Below are 19,173 nucleotides of genomic sequence, written 5' to 3'. Positions count from 1 at the left end.
GAGTGCGGCACGCCTTCTCGCCACGGGCCGGCCCTTCCCGCGGCGGTCTTCCGCACAGCACCGAGCCTCGTCAGACGATGTCCTGCCCCTGCCCCTGCCCCTGCCCCTGCCCCTGCCCTTGCGCCGAGGCGCCGCCCCGCCAACCCCACCGGAAGCCCCCAGACCTTCCTGCCGCCACCCCCACCCCCTACCCCGCCGGCACCCCCGTGCTCCTCCGTACCACCAACCCCGGTTCCAACTTGACCTGTTCCGTGCCCTTCCCCCGGTCCTCGACGCGTTCCAGCAGCAGGCGGGCGGCGTTGTCGCCGATCTGGCGGCCCGCTTGGTCGACGCTGGTGAGGGAGATGGGGGAGAGGGCGGCGAAGGCGGTGTTGTCGTAGCCGGCGAGGGAGATGTGGTGGGGGACGGACAGACCGGCTTCGTCGAGGGCTTGGAGGACACCCATGGCGACGATGTCCGCGCCGGCGAAGATCGCGGTGGGTACCTCAACACGGGCCAGCAGTTCGCGGGCGCCGTCGTAGCCGCCTTGGTGCGTGTAACTCGTGGAGACGATGTCGTCCACGAGGCCGAACTCGCGCATGGCGCGCCGATAGCCGTCGGCGCGAAGGGAGTTGGGCATCTCGGCGACCCGCGTGGGGTCGGTGTCGTGATGCTCGATGTGGGCGATGCGCCGATGCCCGAGCCCGACGAGGTGGGAGACGACGAGACGGGCGCCGAGGACGTCGTCGTCGACGACGGTGTCGTACGCGTCGGAACGCCCGTGCCGCCCGACGACGACGGTCGGCACGGCCGCGGCGACCCGCTCCAGATGCCCCCGCGAGGAGACCGGCGCGATGAGGACGAGCCCGTCCATGCCGCGGTCGATCATCGCCTCTGTGACCCGCGCCTCGGCGGCCTCCCCGTTGCAGCCGGTCCCGAGGAACACCTGGTACTCGGTGGCGGCGAGCCGCGCGGTGATCCCGTCCAGGACCTCGGGGAAGAAGGGGTTGCGGATGTCGGGCAGCATCACCCCGACCGTGTACGTCCGCCCCCGCAGCCCCCGCGCGGCGGCGAGCGGCCGATAGCCCAACTCCTCGATGGCGCGCCGCACTTTGGCCCGCATCTCGGGGCTCGCCCCGTACGCCCCGCGCAGCACCTTGGACACCGCGGTCGTCGACACCTGGGCGTGCCGGGCGACGTCGACGATCGTGACGCGGCGGGGCGGCGTGGGCGCGGGCATCCCGGTGTCCTTCCGGCGGGCGGAAAACGTTGCCCGGCAGTGTACTGCGCAGTGTCTTGACGTCCCCCGAGCTGGTCCTTAGGGTCTGGCAGCACCCCTTGGAAAACGTTACCCACTCACCACGCACCACGCTCCCCGACGCCGAACCCGGCCGACGCCCGCCCGCACGACTCTTTGAAACGTTTCATAGAAGAGGTCGGCCCGTGACGAGACGCACCTTCACCTTCAAGGCACTGCCCGCCACCGACGACCCGGACGCGACCCTCGTCCCCGCCGCGGCCGGCGCCGGCTACGGCGTCAACGCCAAGGCCAAGGCCAAGAACGAGGAATTGGCCCTGGAATTCGTCGACTTCGTCATGTCCCCCGAGGGCATGAACCTCTTCACCGGCAGACAGGGCAGCCTCCCCTCCCTCCCCGACACCGGCAACAAGGCCGACCCCGCGCTCGCCGAACTCGCCGCCTACGTCGAAGCGGGCCGCACCGTGCCCTTCATGGACCAGCTGTGGCCCTCCCCGAAGGTCCAGCAGACCCTGCTCAGCGGCCTCCAGGAGATCTTCAGCGGCCAGTCCGCCCCCGACCGGCTCCTCAAGGACATGGACGCCGACCACCGCGCCGGACGAAACCGCTGACCAACCCCCCACCCGAAAGGAAACCGGTGTGAACCATGACCCACACAGCGCCCAGGGTCTCCCTCGCCGAACCGTCCTCGCCGCGACCGCCGGCACGGTCACCGCGGCCGGCGCAGGCATCCCCGCACCCCCGGCAGCGGCGGCTCCTCGCGCCCGGGGCGGCGCGGTGACCGGCCTCACCGTCGAGCACCGCACCGACCCGCTCGGCATCGACGCCGCCCGCCCCCGCTTCGGCTGGCGCGTGCGCGCCTTCACCCGGGGCCGCGGTCAGGGCGCCTACCAGCTTCTCGTCGCGTCCTCCCCCGACCGGCTCACCCCCGCCCGCGCCGACGTCTGGAACAGCGGGCGCGTCACCTCCACCGACTCCGTCGCCGTCCGCTACGCGGGCCCCGCCCTGCGCCCCTCGACCCGCTACCACTGGACGGTCACCGTCTGGGACGCCGAGGGCCGCACCGTCGGCACCGCGCTCGCCGCCTGGTTCGAGACCGGCCTCATGAGCACCGACGGCACCACCGGCTGGGACGACGCCCGCTGGATCGGCATGAAGGGCAAGACCCCCCACACCCCCGGCGCCCCCCTGCTGCGCACCGAGGCCCCCCTCAGGAGCCGGGTCCGCGCGGCCCGCCTGTACGTCGCCGCGCTCGGCGTCTACGACGTCCACGTCAACGGCCGCCGCCTCACCGTCCCCCAGGACGACGCCACCACCGTCGAACTCCTGCCCCCGGGCTGGACCAACTACGACGTCCGCGCCCACTACCTCACCTACGACGTCACCGGCCACATCGGCGGCGCGCGCACGGTCACCCTCGCCGCCGTCCTCGGCAACGGCTGGTACAACGGCCGCATCTCCGAAGGCAGCACCTACTACAGGCCCGACGGCAACCCCCTCGCCCTCAAGGCCAGGCTCCTGATCCGCTACACCGACGGCACCACCGAATCCGTCGTCACCACTCCCGGCGCCGCCTGGAAGGCCACCGACACCGGACCCTGGCGGGCCGACGACATCTACGACGGCGAGACCTACGACGCCCGCCAGGAACTCCCCGGCTGGACGGCGGCCGGCTACGACACCGGCTCCTGGGGCGACGTCGAACAAGTCGCCCACCCCGGCGCCAAGCTGCTCGCCTACCCGGCCGACACCGCGCGTCTCATGGCGCGCTGGGACCGCCGCCCGCAGTCCGTCACCGTCAGCACCGGTGTGACCGGCGAGGAGGGCAGCGCGGGCGGGCGGGGCCGGGTCGTCGTCGACCCCGGACGCACGGTCATCGACCCCGCCAAGGCCGCGACCGCGCACGTCACCATCGGCGCCGGCGACACCGCCGTCCTCGACCTCGGCCAGAACATGGTCGGCGTCCCCCGCTACGGGCTGCGCGGACCGGCGGGCGCCCGGGTCGAGTTCCGGTTCGCGGAGATGCTGAACGACGACAGCGCGGGCGCCGACGGCCCCGAGGGCTCCGTCTACCGCGCCAACCTCCGCAGCGCCAAGGCCACCAGCACCTACGTCCTCAAGGGCGACCCGCACGGCGAGACCCACCAGGACTCCCTCACCTTCTACGGCTTCCGGTACGTCGCCGTCACCGCGAGCGAGACCGTCACCCTCACCTCGTTCACCGGCAAGGTCGCCACCTCCGCGATCCACGAACGGTCCACCCTCACCACCGACGACGCCGACGTCAACCAGCTGATCAGCAACATCCGCTGGGGCCAGCGCGGCAACTACCTCTGGGTACCCACCGACTGCCCCCAGCGCGACGAACGCCTCGGCTGGACCGGCGACACCCAGATCTTCGCCACCACCGGCCTCTACAACGCCGACGCGGGCCCCTTCCTCGCCCACTTCCAGGACACCGTCGTCGACTCCCAGACGCTCTACGGCGAGGACAAGCTCCAGTTCACCGGCGTCGCCCCCGGCGGCCGCTACAACTTCCCCGGCGGCGGCAGCGGCTGGGCCGACTGCGGCGTCGTCCTGCCCTGGACCCTCTGGCAGATGACCGGCGACGACACCGTCGTGCGCGACAACTGGGCCGCCATGGTCAGGTACCTCGACTGGATCCGGCAGCGGACCGGCGACACCTACGCCGGACAGGGCTCCCTCACCGGCGACTGGCTCGCCCCGCAGAAGACCAGCGCCCAACTCATGAGCGACGTCTACTACGGCTATGTCGCCCGCCTCATGGCCCAGATGGCGCCCGCGATCGGCCGCGCCGCCGAGGGCCGGGCCTACGAGGAGCTGTTCGCGCACATCAAGCGGGCCTTCATCGCCAAGTACCTCGCCACCGAGGGCGGCCGGACCGTCGTCAAGTCCAGCCTCGGCCCCGCCTCCCCGATCGAACCGGGCGCCGATCCGAACGAGAAGACCGAGGACAACACCCAGAGCGCCCTGTTGTGGGTCCTCAAACTCGGCTTCTACGAGACCGAGGCCCAACGCCGCAGCCTGATCGGCCTGCTCGCCGACAACATCGGCAACGACGCCGCGTACAAGGCCGCCCACCCGGACAGCAGCCGGGTGCGCTACGCCGAGAACACGCTCTCCGTCGGCTTCCTCGGCGTCAACGTCCTCGCCCCCGTCCTCAGCGACGAGGGCCGCTCCGACCTCGCCTACGAACTCCTCCACCAGGACGCCATGCCCTCCTGGCTGTTCTCCGTCCGGGGCGGGGCCACCACCGTCTGGGAGCGGTGGAACTCCTACTCCCGCGCCGACGGGTTCGGGCCCGTCAGCATGAACTCCTTCAACCACTACGCCTACGGCGCGATCATGGAGTGGATGTACGCCTACATGGCGGGCATCGCCCGCGACCCCGCGCACCCCGGCTTCAGACGGTTCGTCCTGCGCCCCCACCTCGACCCCACCGGGCGTATCGGCCACGTCGCGGCCACCCACCTCTCCCCCTACGGCGAGATCCGCAGCGAGTGGTCGCTCGACGCCGACGCCCGCACCCTCAGCTACGAGGCGGCCGTGCCGCCCGGCAGCGAGGCGACCCTCTCCCTGCCGGCCGCGTCCCCCGACGCGGTCCGCGAGGGCCGCACCCCGCTGTCCCGGGCACAGGGCGCGCAGTTCCTCGGCCACGAGGCCGGCGTCTCCTCCTACCGCCTGACCTCGGGCTCGTACCGGCTGACGTCGCGGCTGAGGTGAAGGAGGGGGGCGTCCGTGCACCTCACGGGCGCCCCCGTCTCAGCCGCCCAGCCCCGCGTCACGCGCCAGCAGTGCCGCCTGTACCCGGTTCGTGACCTCCAGCGCGGTCAGGATGCGGCTGACGTGCGCCTTGACCGTGCTCTCGCGCATCGCCAGCCGCTCGGCGATGTCCGCGTTGGTGTCGCCGCGTGCCACCAGCGCGAGGACGTCGCGCTCGCGTGGCGTGAGGCGGGCCAGCAGGGTGTGGGCGGCGCTCGCGCGGGGCCCGCCGGCCGCGTGGTAACGGTCGATCAGCCGGCGCGCGGCACTGGGGTGCAGCATCGCCGAGCCCCCGGCGACCAGGTGCACCGCCCGCAGGATCTCCGCCGGGTCGGTGTCCTTGAGGAGGAATCCGTCCGCCCCCGCCGCGAGCGCGTCGTACACGTACTCGTCGAGATCGAAGGTGGTCAGCGTGATCACCCTCGGCGGCCGGGGCAGCGCCCGCAGCCGCGCGGTCGCGGTGATGCCGTCCATCCGGGGCATGCGGACGTCGACGAGGGCGACGTCGACCTGGTGCGCGGTCGCGAGGGCGACCGCGTCGAGGCCGTCGGCGGCCTGCGCGACCACCGTGATGCCGGGGTCGGCGCCGAGGAGGTCGGCGAGACCGAGGCGGACCAGGGCGTCGTCGTCGACGATCAGCACGCGGATCATGGCGGTCCCGGGGTCGAGGGGTGGGGGAGACGCGCGGCCAGCCGCCACGCGCCCGCGCCCGCCGGACCGGCGCCCAGATGCCCGCCGAGCGCGGCCACCCGCTCCCGCAGCCCCACGATGCCGTACCCGGACACCGCGTCCGCCCGGCTCTCCCCGGGCGGATTGACCACCTCCACGAGCGTGGCCGGCGGACTGTAGGAGACGCGGACGGTGACGGGGGCCCCGTCCGCGTGCTTGCGGGCGTTCGTCAGCGCCTCCTGGACGAGGCGGTAGACGGCCAGGCGATGTGTGGTGGGCGCGAGTTCCGGCGCACCGTCGACGGCGAGCGCCACTTGCTGACCGGCCGCCCGCGCCTCCCGGACCAGCTCCCGCACGTCCCGCACGACCGGCGTCAGCGCCGCGGACGCCGGAGCCGCCGGGGATGCGGTGTCGCGCAGCGCCCCGAGCACGTCCCGCAGGTCGTTCAGCGCCTCGGTGGACGTCGACCGCAGCAGCGCCAGCCGCTCGGCGACCGGCGCGGGCAGGTCGTCCCGGGTGGTCAGGACGCCCGTGTGCAGGGCGATCAGGCTGAGCCGGTGCGCGAGGACGTCGTGCATCTCGGCGGCGATCCGCGACCGCTCCGCCGCCCGCGCCGCCTCCTCCCGCAGCCCCGCCTCGACCCGCAGGTGCCCGAGGTCGGCGGTGAGCGCGGCCAGCAGCCGGCGCCGGTTGCCCAGCCACAGCCCGCTGACGACGGCGAGGCCCGGTCCCAGCAGCGACGCGGCGTATGTGTCCGCCGTCCACAGCGCGGTCGCCCGGGGGCCCAGCACGTTCCCGGCCAGCGCCGCCACCGCGAGCCCCAGTGCCGCCCGCGTCCGCAGCGCCACCGCCGTGTCGAACAGGGCGACCGCCAGCAACGGCAGCAGCGGCCGGCCCAGGCACGCCGTCGCCACCGTCACGACCAGCGGCGCGACCGGCCACCGCAGCGCCGGCACCAGCAGCAGCGCCCCGCACACCGCCGCCACGGCTGTCGCCAGGACCAGGAACCCCGTGTCCAGCCCGACCGGCGTGGTCACCGTGCACAGCACGATCACCAACGCCCGCCCGTACCGGGCCCACCCGCGGCTCTCCGTCCCGCTCACGCCGCTCATCCTAGGCAGCACGCGGACGCCCCGCCCTCGACGAACGACGACGCCCACCCCCGACTTTCGTAGGGGGAAGCCACGGCACAACGGCTGATTCGATGTCCGGCGCCGATTCCTAGCGTCGAATCCATGACCGATCACGACAGCTGGGCGTTCCTGCGGGAGGCGGCCCGCGATCCGCGCACCACCGGGGCCGTCGCCCCCAGCGGGCGGGCCCTCGCCCGCGCCCTCACGGAACCCGTCCGCGCCCGCGCGCCGCGCCCCCTGTCCGTCCTGGAGGTCGGCGCGGGCACCGGCGCGGTCACCCGCGTCCTCGCCGCCGACCTGCCGCGCGGCAGCCGTCTCGACCTCGTCGAGGCCAACCCCCGCTTCGCCGCCCGCCTCCGCGCCCTTCCCGGCCTGCCCCCGCACACGACCGTCCACGAGCAACGCATCGAAGACCTCGACACCGACGAACGCTACGACGTCATCATCTCCGGCCTCCCCCTCACCAACTTCGCCCCCTCCGACGTCGACAAGATCATGTCCCGCCTCCTCGAACTCCTCCACCCCGGCGGCACCCTGACCTACTTCGCCTACCTCGGCACCCGCCGCGCCCGCACCCTCACCTCCTCCCGCACCGAGGCCCGCCGCCATGCCGAGGTCGACGACGTACTGACCACGTACCAGCGCCGCCACGCGGTCGGCCGCTGGACGGTGTGGGCGAACCTGCCGCCGGCGTACACGTGGCAACTGCGGCGCGAGGTGGTCCGGTGAACGCTCACCTCTACGGCCTCGTCGCGCTCTCGTGCCGACGCTCATGCTGACGGCCGGGGCGCTGGCGCGCACCGCACCGGCCGGCATCGGATACACCACGGCCCACTCCCTCGAACACCTCCTCACCCTCACCGGCCCACCCTGTTGGCGGGGGCCGGGCCGTCAATGCACACTGCACCGCATGGAGTTGATCGCGCAGGGCCGTGATGCTGATGTGTATGCCCTGGACGAGTCCAGGGTGCTGCGGCGATACCGGCGTGGTGGGCCCACCGGTCTGGAGTCACGCTTGATGACGCACCTCGCGGCATGCGGGTATCCGGTGCCACGGGTGTACGAGATCACCGACACCGACATGGTTCTCGAGCGGCTGGCCGGGCCGACGATGCTGGACGAGCTGGCCAGGCGCCCGTGGCGGGTCGGTTCTCTCGGCCGGGAGCTGGGCCGCCTCCACGACCGACTCCATGCACTGCCGGCACCGGAGTGGCTGCCCAAGCGGTTCAGCACAGGAGACGGTGACCGGGTACTGCATCTGGACCTGCACCCAGGCAACGTCATCCTGACCGGGCGGGGCCCGGTGGTGATCGACTGGTGCAACGCGGGCGCCGGCGATCCCGCTGCCGACGTGGCGATGACCATGGTGACCGTAGGCGGCGCGAACGTACCGGGACTCACCACCCGCCTCGCACGAGGGCTGCTGCTGCGCGGTATACGCAGCGGCTGCCGGACCGACCCGGCGGGACGGATGCGGGAGGTGGTCCGGGCGAGACTGGACGACCCGAATCTGACGCCCGCGGAGGCGGCGTGGCTGCGGCGCCGTGTCGGCGGCGAAGGGCCTGCTGTGGGCCGGACGGATCGGTCGGGCTGCTGATCGGTGACGGAGCGGTGCGGGTACGCGAGATCGACGAAGTGTCGTTCACCAGCGCGGACCGGGTCCGGGACGTGATTTGCCACGGCACCGGCCGCCCCCTCACCCGAACACCCCGTGCCGCCCTTCCCCCGCCGAGAACCGCGCCGCCCCCGCCACCCCGTCCGCGCGCAGGGACGCGAGTCCCACCTCGGTCTCGGCGTGTAGGGCCTCGGCTTCCGGTAGGCCGGCCTGTTCGTAGGCCGACCAGCGGTCGTTGCGGAGGCAGGTCTGGGGGAAGGCGGAGAGTTGGCGGGCGAGGGATTCGGCTTCGGGGCGGGTGGTGCCCGGGGGGACGAGGCGGTTCGCGAGGCCGGAGGCGGCGGCTTCGGGTGCGGGGACGGGGCGTCCGGTGAGGATCATGTCCAGGGCGCGGCTGAGGCCGATCAGCCGGGGCAGCCGGACCGTGCCGCCGTCGACGAGGGGGACGCCCCAGCGCCGGCAGAAGACGCCGAAGACGGCGTCGGAGGCGGCCACCCGCAGGTCGCACCAGAGGGCGAGTTCCAGGCCGCCCGCGACGGCGTACCCCTCCACGGCCGCGATGACCGGCTTGCTCAGACGGAGCCGCGTGGGCCCCATGGGACCGTCCCCGTCGACGGCGACCGTGTTGCCCCGCCCGGTCCCGACCGCCTTGAGGTCCGCGCCGGCGCAGAAATGCCCCCCGGCGCCCCAGAGCACAGCGACGTCGGCGTCGGGATCCGCGTCGAACTCACGGAACGCGTCCGCGAGTTCGGCGGCCATCGGCCCGTCGACGGCGTTGCGCCGCTCGGGGCGGTCCATGACCACCGTCGTGACCCGTTCGCGGGTCTCCACCTGGATGGACTCGTACGTGGTCATGGACCGCCCCTTCCGTAGGGGCGAAGGCTACGCCGCGACCGGCGGGGCGAGCCGCCCGCGGCGGGCCAGCGCCGCCACCGACGCCGCGCAGGCGAGGCCGGTGAGGGTGAGCGCCGTCCACGTCAGCCAGAGCGCGTCATGCCGGCGCGCGAAGTCCCACAGCGCCCCGGTGAGGAGGTTGCCGAGGGTGATGCCGAGTCCGGAGACGGTGTTGTAGAGCCCGTAGTGCGTGGCGACGAGCCGGTTCCCGGAGAGCGCGACGACCGTGTCCATCTCGAAGGGGTAGACGATCGCCGACCCCACCGCGAGCAGCACCACCGCCGCGACCAGCCCCACGAGCACCGCGTACGGCACCCCGCGCGGCACGAGCGCCAGCGGCAGGAACGCGACCCCCATCGCCGCGAGCCCCCGCACCAGCGCCTCGTCGGCCCGCCACCGCCCCTTCGCCCAGCCGGTGAGCCGCAACTGCCCCACGACGGCGACGGCGGCGGACACCACGAACAGCCCGCTGGTGACCGCCGTCCCGCGCGCCCCGAGGGCGTCGTCCGCCGCGAGCGGCAGCGCCAGGTACACCTGGAACGTCAGGACGTACGAGCCGATCATCGCCGCCGAGAAGAGCAGGAACGGCCGGTTGGCGACGACGGTCCGCCACTGCGCCAGCACGCTCTCCCGCTCGTCCGAAGTGCCCCCGCGCCGCACCGGCAGCGCCCGCCACTGGAGCAGGCTCAGCCCCGCGAAGATCGCGGCGGCGAGCGCGCACACGAGCCGGAAGTCGGCGGCCAGCAGGGCGAGTCCGACCAGCGGCCCGAGCAGCATGCCCGCCTGGTAGTACACGTTGAACGCCGCGAACGCGTCCACCCGACGGTCGCCCGCCTCGGCGGCGAGGTACGCGCGCACCGCCGGGTTGAACAGCGCCCCCGCGAACCCGGTCGCGGCCGACGCGGCGATCAGCGCGGGCAGGCTGTCCACCCAGCCGAGCAGCCCGAAGCCGACCGTCCGCAGCAGGCACCCCGCCATGATCGGCACCTTGTACCCGAACCGGTCGGCGATCGTGCCGCCGATCAGGAACATCCCCTGCTGCGAGAAGTTCCGCACCCCGAGCACCAGCCCGACGGCCCAGGCGGCGAGCCCGAGCCCGTCCGAGAGATGGGCGGCGAGGTAGGGCATGAGCATGTAGAACGCGAGGTTGATCGCGAACTGGTTGACCATCAGCAGCCGGACGGCCGGCGGGAAGGAGGCGGTCTGCCGCCACAGGTTCCTCATCGGGCGGCCCCGGCGACCGCGAGGGGGTCGACGACGTGGGTGCAGCGCGTCCAGCGGGTGACGACCCGCTCGTGGCTCGCGGCGATCTCGTCCGGATCGTCCGCCGGGGCCCGTCCCAGCAGGTCGTTGCGGCGGCAGTAGTCGTCGTCGAAGACCGTCCCGACGTACCGCTGCGGCCCGTCCGGGAACACCGCCGCGACGCGGTTCTCGGCGGGCAGGGTCCGCGCCAGCCAGCGCGCGACGAGCGCGACCGCGCCGACGCTCCAGCCGCCGGTCGCGTAGTGGTGGCGCGCCAGGTGCCTCGCCGCCCACACCGCCTCGGGGGCGGCGACCCAGTGCACCTCGTCGAACAGGTCGTAGGCGACGTTGCGCGGGTAGATGCTGGAGCCGAGCCCGCGCATCAGACGCGTCGCGGCGGGCTGGCCGAAGATCGTCGAACCGGTGGTGTCGACGCCGACGACCCTCAGCCACGGGAACCAGCCGCGCAGCACCGACGCGATCCCGGCGGAGTGGCCGCCGGTGCCGACGGACACCACCAGCGTGTCGATCCGGCCGAGCTGGGCGACGAGTTCGTGGGCGAGCGGGGTGTACGCGGCCACGTTGTCCGGGTTGTTGTACTGGTCCGGGCACCAGGCGCCGGGGTGCCGGGCGAGCAGTTCCTCGACGCGCTCGCGCCGGGCCTCCTGCCAGCCGCCCCGCGGGTGCGGGGCCGTGACGAGGTCGACCTCGGCGCCGTACGCCGTGAGCAGGCCCGTCATCAGGGGCTCCATACCGGGGTCGGTGACGACGGTGACCGGGTGGCCGTAGGTCGCGCCGGCCAGGACCAGGCCGAGGCCGAGCGTGCCCGACGTCGACTCGACGATGCGGGCGCCGGGGCGCAGCAGTCCGCGTTCGCGGGCCGCGTCGACCATGAACAGGGCGGTGCGGTCCTTGATACCGCCGGGGTTGTGACCCTCCAGCTTCGCCCAGAAACCGCGCCCGGGGGCGGTGAAGGGCTCGCCGATCCACAGGACCGGGGTGTCGCCGACGAGCCCGGCGGGGGTGTGCAGGGGATGCTTCGCGTCGGCCAGCAGACGGGCCGGGGAGGGAGCCGGGGCGTGGGCCGGGGGAGAAGCCGGGGACGGAGCCTGGGAGTTGGCCGAGTGGGCCGGGGAGGGAGCCGGGGCGTGGGCCGGGGGAGAAGCCGGGGACGGAGCCTGGGAGTTGGCCGAGTGGGCCGGAGACGGAGCCGGGGCGTGGGCCGGGGAGGGAGCCGGGGCGTGGGGCGAGGGGGTCGGCGAGTGGGGGGTGTGGCGTGTCATGGCGTGTCTCTCCTGCGGCCGGTGCGCGCGGGGGCGCCGGCCGTGGGTCGAAGGGTGGTCGGAAGCTGATCGGACGCCGGTCCGATCAGGTCCGCCACACGCCGAGACGGGCCCGGTCGTTGCCGGGCGACAGGGGCGGGGGAGGGGTGCCGGAGAGGTGGGGGAGCGCGGGCGCGGCCGGCAGGTCCGCGGGGGCCGCGGTGGTCACGGCGGTGCCGTGGTCGGGGGCCGACTGGAGGAGCGGGGCGTCCTCGGTGCAGCAGTGCGACTCGGTGCCGTGCGAGGGGGCCTTCGGGTGGCCGGGCGGGGGTTCGCAGGCGGCGGGGGCGGTCAGCGCCAGGGCGTCCGTGCGCACGTGTTCCGCCGCCGTGGGCCCGTGCGCGCAGCCGAAGACGTGCACGAGCACGACCAGCGCGAACACCAGCACCGCTCCGGCCCTGTGCACGGAGCGGACGCCTCGGCTGGCTGACGCGGCTCGCATGGGCGCAAACCTTAACGGTGTGCGCACGTAAAGTTTCTGTGAGTGGCCGAAAAGCGTCGGGTGGAAGGCGGGCGGCATGGAACGGCACGACACGGCGGGGCACTCCCACGGAGTGACGGCGGACGCCGACCGCCGCTGGCTGGGCACCGCCCTCGCCCTGATCACGGTGTTCATGGCCGCCGAGGTCGTCGTGGGCATCGCCGCCCGCTCCCTCGCGCTGCTCTCCGACGCCGCCCACATGCTCACCGACGCCGTCTCGATCGTCCTCGCGCTCCTCGCGATGCGGCTGTCGGCGCGGCCGGCGCGCGGCGGATTCACCTACGGCCTCAAACGCGCCGAGATCCTGTCCGCCCAGGCCAACGGCCTCACCCTGCTCCTGCTCGGCGCCTGGCTCGCCTACGAGGCGATCCGGCGCCTGATCGACCCGCCCGACGTCGAAGGCGGCCTGATGCTGGCCACCGCCCTCGCCGGGATCGCCGTCAACCTCGCCGCCACCTGGTGCCTGTCCAAGGCCAACCGGAGTTCGCTCAACGTCGAGGGCGCCTACCAGCACATCCTCAACGACCTGTTCGCGTTCATCGGGACGGCCGTGGCGGCGCTCGTCGTCGTCCTCACCGGGTTCGCGCGCGCCGACGCCATCGCCACCCTCGTCGTCGTCGCCCTCATGGTCCGGGCCGGTTACGGGCTCGTCCGCGACTCCGGGCGGATCTTCCTGGAGGCGGCGCCCGCCGGCCTCGACCCCGACGCCATCGGCGACGAACTCGCCGCCCGGCCCGACGTCGTCGAGATCCACGACCTCCACCTGTGGACCATCACCTCCGGCGAACCCGCCCTCTCCGCCCACGTCCTCGTCACCCCCGACGCCGACTGCCACGCCGTCCGCCGCGACCTCGAACACGTCCTCCGCGACCACCACACCCTCACCCACACCACCCTCCAGCTCGACCACACCCCCGACACCCCCCACCGCGACACCACCCACGGCCCCGCTCACCGCCCGGAACCGCACGAACACTAGGACGCCGTGATCCTGCGGGCCGGGCTCACCCAGGCGGCACGCAGGCGGGCCACGTGATTCAGGAGGACGGCGATGTGCCGGTGGAGGGCGCGGTCGTACCCGAAGACATGACGCTGGTCCTGGGGGATCCGGCGCGCCGGGCCCACGCCCCGGTGACGGTGGTGCCCCAGCCGGGCACCGCGTCCGCCTCGAAGCGCCCGCCGAGCAGGGCCGGCCGCCCGGGAACCCGGTAGGCGTCCAGCCCGGCCCGCGACAGCGTGCCGGGACTGCCCTTCACCCCGTCAAGAATCCGTCCTTCACAGGGAACTCACAGCCACCCGCACCCCTCTAGTTGGGCGACACCCCCAACTGAGAGGAAGATTCCGTGCGTTGTCGTACGCGTATACACCCGGCTGGTTCGCTGGTGCTGGCGTTGGCCGCCGCGGGGTCGGTGCTGGTGGTGCCGGCGGTGGCCGCGGGGCAGGTGCCGCGGGCGGACCTGCGGGTGGACGTGAACCGGGACGGGCGGGTGGATGTCGCTGGGGACACGGACGCGGCGGGGGAGGACGGGTGGAGCGTCGGGAGGGGGGCCGTGTTCCTGCCCAACATCGATGATGACTCCAGACGTTGTCCGGTCGCCGGGCCCGGGGGGAAGCCGTTGTCCGACGCGCGGCTCGCGGCGTGCGACGACGCGAAGGACCTGGTGGTGAACGGCGAGGCGGACGCCGCCGACCTGGCGCGGATCCGGACGGCGCCGCTGGCCGGGGTGAAGCCGAACGTGCGGGGGCGGGTGGCGGTCACCGTGGGGGCCACCCACACGCGCCTCTTCCTGAAGCGCGACGGCGAGTGGACCCTCGTCACCCCGAGGACCCGCCTGCTCGCCGCCGACCTGCGCGTCGGCGTCGAACTCGGCGTCGAGGCCACGGACGTCATCCGGGACACGAAGAAGTGGGACGGCCGGGCCGTCGTCCGGCTGACGGTCACCTCGCCGGCCGGCTCGACGACCGACGAGGTCACCCTGCGCGTCGCCCCCCTCCTGACGCACCACCACCTCCAGAACGCCCGGCAGGTGATGGTCACGCGGATCACGAACGACGATGACGACCTGTACGGCCAGGAGCAGCGGAAGTTCGTGAAGAACCTGGCCGGCGAGGTGAGGAAGGCCGGGATCACGGCCCCGCTGGTCACCTTCGACGCGTACAACGACCCGTGGGCGCAGGACTTCGTGGAACCGGCGTACGTGAGCATGACCGGCCCCGGCGGCAAGCGGCAAGCGGCAGGCGATGCGCGTGATGCTCCGCTCGGCCCAGCCCGGCCGCGAGGCGGGCCGGGAACTCTTCGAGAAGCTGCGCGGCCGGGACACCGGCGTCGTGGAGATCGCCCGCCCGGACACCGTCCCCGACTGGTCCCTCAACTCCATGGGCAACCTGGAGACGATCCCGCCCCACACGCACGCCGGCCGCTCCTACCCGGCGGGCCGCATCATCATGGGCGAGCGCAAGGACAGCGGCGCCCGCCCTTCCCAGGCGATGCGCACCCTCCTCGCCTCGCAGGGCCTACAGAACCCCCTGCTGCTGGACACGTCCTGGCTCGGCGTCGGCCACGTCGACGAGTTCGTCCAGTTCCTGCCCGCCGACACCCCGCGCGGCTGGCGCGTCGGCCTCGCCGACCCCGACGCGGGCCTGCGCCTGCTGCGCGAGGCCCAGCGGGCGGGCCACGGCCGCACGAAGATGTTCTCCGTCCCCAAGGTGTCCGGCGCCCAGGCCCCGAAGGAGACCATCGACCAGGCCCTCGCCAACCCCCACCTCGTCGCCGACAACCAGCTCGCCGCCGAACGCGTCGCCGCGAACCTGGCGATCCTGAGGCGCGAGACGGGCGTCACCGACGCCGAGGTGGTCCGCGTGCCCGCCCTCTACCTCCGCGAGACCCAGCCCAGCGGCGACCTCAGCGTCCCCCGCCTGACCCGCGTGGGCGCCGGCCTCACCCAGGCCCTGCGGGAACACGGCCAGCAGAAGTACCTCGCGGACGCCGCCGGTAAGGCCCCGACCGTCCAGACCAGCGCCTACGTCCCCGGCGCCGTCAACGGCGTCGTCCTCTCCCGCACCCACTACCTCGCCCCCAAGCAGTGGGGCCCGGTCGTCGCCGGCAAGGACCTCTTCACCGAGGCCGTCACCGCCGCCTACCGGGGCGCGGGCCTGACCGTCTCCTACATCGACGACTACTACACGTACCACCTCGGCATGGGCGAGGTGCACTGCGGGACGAACACCCTGCGGGACACCTCCGGCGCCTGGTGGTAGCCGCGACCGGCAGCCGTCTTCGCCGGAGCCCCGGCATCCCTTCACGTATCGCACACGACAGCGCGGCGGCGCGGACCTGAACGCTCCGTAGGATTCACGGGAAACACATCGGGGGAGAGCCGGCATGGAAACGATCATCGTCCAGCCGCCCGGTCCGACGCGGCCGGACGCCGCGGGCACGGGCAGACCGCACCTGCTGCGCATGGGACCGGGGGACATCGCGGAGTTCGGCCGGGGCGCCCCCGGCAAAACGATGCCGATCACCCTGCCCGACCCCGGGATCTCCCGGCGCGCGGGCAGGCTGGAGGCGGCCGAGGACTACTGGCGGCTGTCGAACTACAGCAGGGACACCGCGTACGTCGTCGAGAACCTGGAGGGCGCCGGCGAGTACATCACCGTCGCCCCCGGCCGCCTCGGCGCCCCCGTCCCCTTCGAGTTCTCCCGCGTCGTCCTGCCCGCCCTGGGCGGCACCGCCGACTTCAAGGTGTTCGCCCCGCAACACGCCTACCTGGACGAGCGGTCGGCCCCCGGCGCCGGGGAGCTGACCGTCCACCCGTACGCCCTGGACGCGACGGCGAAGTACTTCCTGGTCCTCGTCGCCCTGTGCGAACCCCGCCTGCGCGACCCCGCCGACACCACCCTCCCCGGCGCCGGGGACATCGCGGACCGGCTGCGCCCGCTGGACAGCTGCCGGGGCCTGACCCGCTCCGCCGTCAACTACCACATCGACTACCTGGCGTTCGCGAAACTGCGCCTGGACACCGGCGACGACCCCGGCGGCACCGGCGCCAAACGCGCCCGCCTCGCCTCCCTCGCCCTGCGCTTCGGCCTGGTCCGCGAGGAACACCTCGCCCTGCTGCCGTCCCGCAAGGGAGCCTGCGCATGACCGCCCCCCTCCCCGAGGGCTTCCGCATCGACGGCTGGGAGCTGGGCGGCGTCATCGGCTCGGGCGGCTGGGGCACCGTCCACGAGGCCCACGCCCTCGCCGACGGCACCCCCGCCGCCGTCAAGGTCCTGCCGACCGGCGCCCTCGGCCCCGGCCAGCGGGCCGCGCTCGGCGAACTCGTCGCCCGCGAGGTCCGCTTCAGCACCGAGGCCGACCACCCCCACCTGATCCGCACCCACGCCGTGTGCACCGTCGACGCCCCTCACCTGCCCGAACTGGACGGCGCGATCGCCCTCGTCATGGACCGCGCCGAGACCAGCCTGCGCCAGAGCCTGGACGAGGACGGCCGGCTCCCGGACCCCGTGCGCGTCCTGCGCGGCGTCATCGCCGGCCTCGCCCACATGCACGGCGCCGGCTGGGTGCACGGCGACCTGAAACCCGCCAACGTCCTGCTGGGCGCCTCCGGCGAGGTCTGGCTCGCCGACTTCGGGCTGGCCACCGAACTCGACGGCACCCACGCCCACATGCCCCCGCTCGGCACCCTCGACCACCTCCCGCCCGAGTGGTGGTCCCAGCGGACCGGCGCCGACGGGGCCGTCGTCCGCCCCACCGCCGACATCTGGGCGTTCGGCGTCCTCGCCCACCAGGTCCTCACCGGCGGCCTGCACCCCTTCCCCGGCGCCACCGCCCGCGCCCGCTCGCTCGCCGCCCAGGCGTACGCGCGCGGCACCGCCCCCCTGCGCCTGGACGCCGGGCTCGACGAGGACTGGCGCCGCATCGTCGCCGACTGCCTCGCCCCGGACCACGCGGCCCGCCTGAAACACACCGCCGCGAGCATCGAGGCCCGCGTCCGGGCGCTCGCTGGCGAGAAACGCGCCCGGCGCGCGCTGCTGCCGGCCGTGGCGGCGGTGACGCTCGCCGGAGCCCTCGCCGCCACGGGGTTCACGCTGCTAGGGGACGGTGGTGAGGAGCGGCCGGCGCGACGGACCCCCGCCTCCGTCACCCCCGCCGTCGTCACCCCCGCCGGGAACATCGCCGAGGACTCCGACGTCCCCCAGGCCCTGCGCCCCGTCATCGTCGACGCCGCGCAACACTGCTCCGACGCCGAGGTCACCCCCGCGCTGCTCGCCGCGATGCTGAAGACGGAGAGCGGCTTCGACCCGCGCGCCTCCCGCCGGGACGAGTACGGCATCGCGATGTGGACGCCGTCCGTGTTCCGCGCCTGGGCGGTCGACGGCGACGGGGACGGCGACAAGGACTACTGGTCGCCGCCCGACGCCATCTCCACGATGAGCCTGTACGTCTGCTGGCTCGACCAGCGCTTCAAACAGGCCGGACTGCCGGCCGCCGACCTCCCCGCCCTGATCGCGGCCGGCTGGCGCACCAGCGACCGCACCGTCATCGAGGAGCGCGGAGTCCCCGCCCGCGTACAGCCGTACGTGGACGAGGTACTCCGCCAACTCGCCGTCTACGGGCGGTGACTCAGCACTCCCTGACATCCGGGATCCGGTTGTCGGGCGAGGTGACGTAGACGTTGCTGATCCAGCCGCCGTACTGCGGGAGGTACGCCCACCAGTCGTTCGTGTACGGCGGCACGCGCACCTCCTGCCCCCGCTTCTGGCAGCCGATCAGCACCTCCACGCCGGCCGGGAGCCGTGTCATCGGCGCGTTCGCGGTGGAGGGGTCGCGGCGCACGTTCACCTGCTCGCTCCACGTGCCGTACCACCACCCCGCCGGCCGCGCCGCCCCCGGCACGTCCAGCGAGCGCGTCAGCCGCCCGATGTCCGTGAACGCCTTCCCGTACGACGTCCCCGCCGGGTGCAGCGTGAACACCGCGACGATCGACCGGTCCCCGGCGCCGACCGTGCCCGTGCTGTGCAGCGCGGGCCGGGACAGGTCGACGTCCATGGCGGCGGCCGTCTTGGACACGCTCGCCGTGCTCGCCGTGCTTTGGGTGCCGCACGTGCCTTCCGGGAACGACGACCCCGCCCAGCCCTGCTTCACCGCCCACGGCTTGTCGAACGCCCCGGCGATGCCGAAGTGCTGGTCGAAGCCGTCGGAGGCGCAGCGCGTCGACTGGCGCAGGTTGCCCATGACGAAGTCCCGTACGGGCGCCGGGGCCTGGTCCAGGAGATACCGGTAGACGGTCACCGTGTCGCGGGCCGACAGGGCGGTGTAGCCCCAGTAGCCCTCGTACCCGGCGGGCGGCGGCGCCGTGTCGCTCAGGCCGAGCCGGGCGACCATGCGCGTGACGATCGCCGAACCCCCGTACGTCGACCAGTAGTGGTTGGCGGCGCTGTCGTCGCTGCCGCGCAGCATCGGCTCCAGCCGTGCCCGGTCGGCGGCGGGCACGGTGTACTCGGGGCCCCGGTCCCACAGGAAGTCCAGCGCCAGCAGCAGTTTGACGACCGACGCGGACCGGAAACGGGCGCTCGCGTTCAGCTGCTCGGTGTAGGCGCCGGTCCGCCGGTCGAACACGGCGACGCCCGCGGTGACGCCGGCGGGCACCTGGACGGACGCCGCGTCCGCCCGCGCGGTGCCCGCCGCGCCGCCCGTCACCAGCAGCGCGGCGGTCAGGACGGCGGCACCGGCGAGCGCGGTGGCGCCCCGGAGGATTCCGCGCATGGGCATGCCTTTCGGTCGGTCGATCGGG

At 73.8% G+C, this 19,173-nt stretch carries 16 protein-coding genes and 1 pseudogene; 8 read left to right on the top strand and 9 right to left on the bottom strand.

The annotated features are described in order from the left end of the window. Nucleotides 1–187 precede the first annotated feature (187 nt). Nucleotides 188–1,219, bottom strand: coding sequence for a LacI family DNA-binding transcriptional regulator (locus IAG44_RS03495; protein WP_187745665.1), 1,032 nt, complete (start codon nucleotides 1,217–1,219; stop codon nucleotides 188–190). A 203-nt stretch (nucleotides 1,220–1,422) separates the two neighbouring features. Here IAG44_RS03495 and IAG44_RS03490 point away from each other — a divergent pair, with 203 nt between their 5' ends. Together IAG44_RS03490 and IAG44_RS03485 are read left to right on the top strand one after the other, a co-directional pair. Next, nucleotides 1,423–1,848, top strand: a complete 426-nt coding sequence (locus tag IAG44_RS03490) for a type 2 periplasmic-binding domain-containing protein (RefSeq protein ID WP_246561411.1) — start codon at nucleotides 1,423–1,425, stop codon at nucleotides 1,846–1,848. A 28-nt stretch (nucleotides 1,849–1,876) separates the two neighbouring features. Next, nucleotides 1,877–4,981, top strand: a complete 3,105-nt coding sequence (locus tag IAG44_RS03485) for an alpha-L-rhamnosidase (RefSeq protein WP_187745664.1) — start codon at nucleotides 1,877–1,879, stop codon at nucleotides 4,979–4,981. Between the two features lie 39 nt (nucleotides 4,982–5,020). Here the strand turns inward: IAG44_RS03485 and IAG44_RS03480 are convergent, their stop codons facing one another. Both IAG44_RS03480 and IAG44_RS03475 read right to left on the bottom strand, forming a co-directional pair. After that, nucleotides 5,021–5,671: a response regulator gene (locus IAG44_RS03480; RefSeq protein WP_187745663.1), complete on the bottom strand. Its 651-nt coding sequence runs from the start codon at nucleotides 5,669–5,671 to the stop codon at nucleotides 5,021–5,023. After that, a complete protein-coding gene (locus tag IAG44_RS03475) occupies nucleotides 5,668–6,801 on the bottom strand; it encodes a sensor histidine kinase (RefSeq protein ID WP_187745662.1) in 1,134 nt (377 codons plus the stop codon). The genes IAG44_RS03480 and IAG44_RS03475 overlap by 4 nt, the downstream gene beginning before the upstream one ends. 123 nt (nucleotides 6,802–6,924) lie before the next feature. Here IAG44_RS03475 and IAG44_RS03470 point away from each other — a divergent pair, with 123 nt between their 5' ends. Both IAG44_RS03470 and IAG44_RS03465 read left to right on the top strand, forming a co-directional pair. Next, entirely contained in the window at nucleotides 6,925–7,551 is a 627-nt protein-coding gene (locus tag IAG44_RS03470) for a class I SAM-dependent methyltransferase (RefSeq protein WP_187745661.1), read from the top strand. A 31-nt stretch (nucleotides 7,552–7,582) separates the two neighbouring features. After that, nucleotides 7,583–8,419, top strand: coding sequence for a phosphotransferase (locus IAG44_RS03465; protein ID WP_246561409.1), 837 nt, complete (start codon nucleotides 7,583–7,585; stop codon nucleotides 8,417–8,419). 99 nt (nucleotides 8,420–8,518) lie between these two features. On the opposite strand, the gene IAG44_RS03460 is transcribed toward IAG44_RS03465, so the two are convergent. From IAG44_RS03460 to IAG44_RS03445, 4 genes are all read right to left on the bottom strand, one after another. Further along, nucleotides 8,519–9,292 carry a crotonase/enoyl-CoA hydratase family protein gene (locus IAG44_RS03460; protein ID WP_187745660.1) on the bottom strand — a complete coding sequence of 258 codons (774 nt, stop codon included), beginning with the start codon at nucleotides 9,290–9,292 and terminating at the stop codon, nucleotides 8,519–8,521. Between the two features lie 27 nt (nucleotides 9,293–9,319). Further along, a complete protein-coding gene (locus IAG44_RS03455; protein ID WP_187745659.1) occupies nucleotides 9,320–10,555 on the bottom strand; it encodes an MFS transporter in 1,236 nt (411 codons plus the stop codon). Then, the gene (locus tag IAG44_RS03450) at nucleotides 10,552–11,856 is read right to left on the bottom strand and encodes a PLP-dependent cysteine synthase family protein (RefSeq protein ID WP_246561407.1); all 1,305 of its coding nucleotides are present in this window, start codon (nucleotides 11,854–11,856) and stop codon (nucleotides 10,552–10,554) included. Before IAG44_RS03450 ends, IAG44_RS03455 begins: the two co-directional genes overlap by 4 nt. A gap of 85 nt (nucleotides 11,857–11,941) precedes the next feature. Next, the gene (locus tag IAG44_RS03445; protein WP_187745658.1) at nucleotides 11,942–12,337 is read right to left on the bottom strand and encodes a hypothetical protein; all 396 of its coding nucleotides are present in this window, start codon (nucleotides 12,335–12,337) and stop codon (nucleotides 11,942–11,944) included. Nucleotides 12,338–12,413: 76 nt separating this feature from the next. Between IAG44_RS03445 and IAG44_RS03440 the strand changes: the two genes are divergently transcribed. Beyond that, nucleotides 12,414–13,355, top strand: coding sequence for a cation diffusion facilitator family transporter (locus IAG44_RS03440; protein WP_187745657.1), 942 nt, complete (start codon nucleotides 12,414–12,416; stop codon nucleotides 13,353–13,355). Between the two features lie 58 nt (nucleotides 13,356–13,413). Here the strand turns inward: IAG44_RS03440 and IAG44_RS03435 are convergent, their stop codons facing one another. Next, complete coding sequence (locus tag IAG44_RS03435) at nucleotides 13,414–13,632, bottom strand: hypothetical protein (protein WP_187745656.1); 219 nt, start codon at nucleotides 13,630–13,632, stop codon at nucleotides 13,414–13,416. 87 nt (nucleotides 13,633–13,719) lie between these two features. Here IAG44_RS03435 and IAG44_RS03430 point away from each other — a divergent pair. From IAG44_RS03430 to IAG44_RS03420, 3 genes and pseudogenes are all read left to right on the top strand, one after another. Beyond that, a pseudogene (locus IAG44_RS03430) lies at nucleotides 13,720–15,634 on the top strand (protein-arginine deiminase domain-containing protein). Nucleotides 15,635–15,758: 124 nt separating this feature from the next. Continuing rightward, the gene (locus IAG44_RS03425; protein WP_187745655.1) at nucleotides 15,759–16,520 is read left to right on the top strand and encodes a serine/threonine protein kinase; all 762 of its coding nucleotides are present in this window, start codon (nucleotides 15,759–15,761) and stop codon (nucleotides 16,518–16,520) included. Continuing rightward, nucleotides 16,517–18,001, top strand: a complete 1,485-nt coding sequence (locus IAG44_RS03420; protein WP_187745654.1) for a protein kinase domain-containing protein — start codon at nucleotides 16,517–16,519, stop codon at nucleotides 17,999–18,001. The genes IAG44_RS03425 and IAG44_RS03420 overlap by 4 nt, the downstream gene beginning before the upstream one ends. A gap of 1 nt (nucleotide 18,002) precedes the next feature. On the opposite strand, the gene IAG44_RS03415 is transcribed toward IAG44_RS03420, so the two are convergent. Then, nucleotides 18,003–19,145: a hypothetical protein gene (locus IAG44_RS03415; protein ID WP_187745653.1), complete on the bottom strand. Its 1,143-nt coding sequence runs from the start codon at nucleotides 19,143–19,145 to the stop codon at nucleotides 18,003–18,005. Nucleotides 19,146–19,173: the final 28 nt, after the last annotated feature.

The sequence above is a fragment of the Streptomyces roseirectus genome (assembly GCF_014489635.1).
In the GTDB taxonomy this organism is placed as follows: domain Bacteria; phylum Actinomycetota; class Actinomycetes; order Streptomycetales; family Streptomycetaceae; genus Streptomyces; species Streptomyces roseirectus.
This window is presented reverse-complemented; position numbering and strand designations above follow the sequence as displayed.

Coding starts and splice junctions, on each gene's coding strand:
- IAG44_RS03480 (WP_187745663.1), bottom strand. CDS start 5,671: ATGATCCGCGTGCTGATCGTCGACGACGACGCCCTGGTCCGCCTCGGT.
- IAG44_RS03470 (WP_187745661.1), top strand. CDS start 6,925: ATGACCGATCACGACAGCTGGGCGTTCCTGCGGGAGGCGGCCCGCGAT.
- IAG44_RS03420 (WP_187745654.1), top strand. CDS start 16,517: ATGACCGCCCCCCTCCCCGAGGGCTTCCGCATCGACGGCTGGGAGCTG.
- IAG44_RS03495 (WP_187745665.1), bottom strand. CDS start 1,219: ATGCCCGCGCCCACGCCGCCCCGCCGCGTCACGATCGTCGACGTCGCC.
- IAG44_RS03440 (WP_187745657.1), top strand. CDS start 12,414: ATGGAACGGCACGACACGGCGGGGCACTCCCACGGAGTGACGGCGGAC.
- IAG44_RS03475 (WP_187745662.1), bottom strand. CDS start 6,801: ATGAGCGGCGTGAGCGGGACGGAGAGCCGCGGGTGGGCCCGGTACGGG.
- IAG44_RS03460 (WP_187745660.1), bottom strand. CDS start 9,292: ATGACCACGTACGAGTCCATCCAGGTGGAGACCCGCGAACGGGTCACG.
- IAG44_RS03450 (WP_246561407.1), bottom strand. CDS start 11,856: ATGACACGCCACACCCCCCACTCGCCGACCCCCTCGCCCCACGCCCCG.
- IAG44_RS03425 (WP_187745655.1), top strand. CDS start 15,759: ATGGAAACGATCATCGTCCAGCCGCCCGGTCCGACGCGGCCGGACGCC.
- IAG44_RS03445 (WP_187745658.1), bottom strand. CDS start 12,337: ATGCGAGCCGCGTCAGCCAGCCGAGGCGTCCGCTCCGTGCACAGGGCC.
- IAG44_RS03455 (WP_187745659.1), bottom strand. CDS start 10,555: ATGAGGAACCTGTGGCGGCAGACCGCCTCCTTCCCGCCGGCCGTCCGG.
- IAG44_RS03415 (WP_187745653.1), bottom strand. CDS start 19,145: ATGCGCGGAATCCTCCGGGGCGCCACCGCGCTCGCCGGTGCCGCCGTC.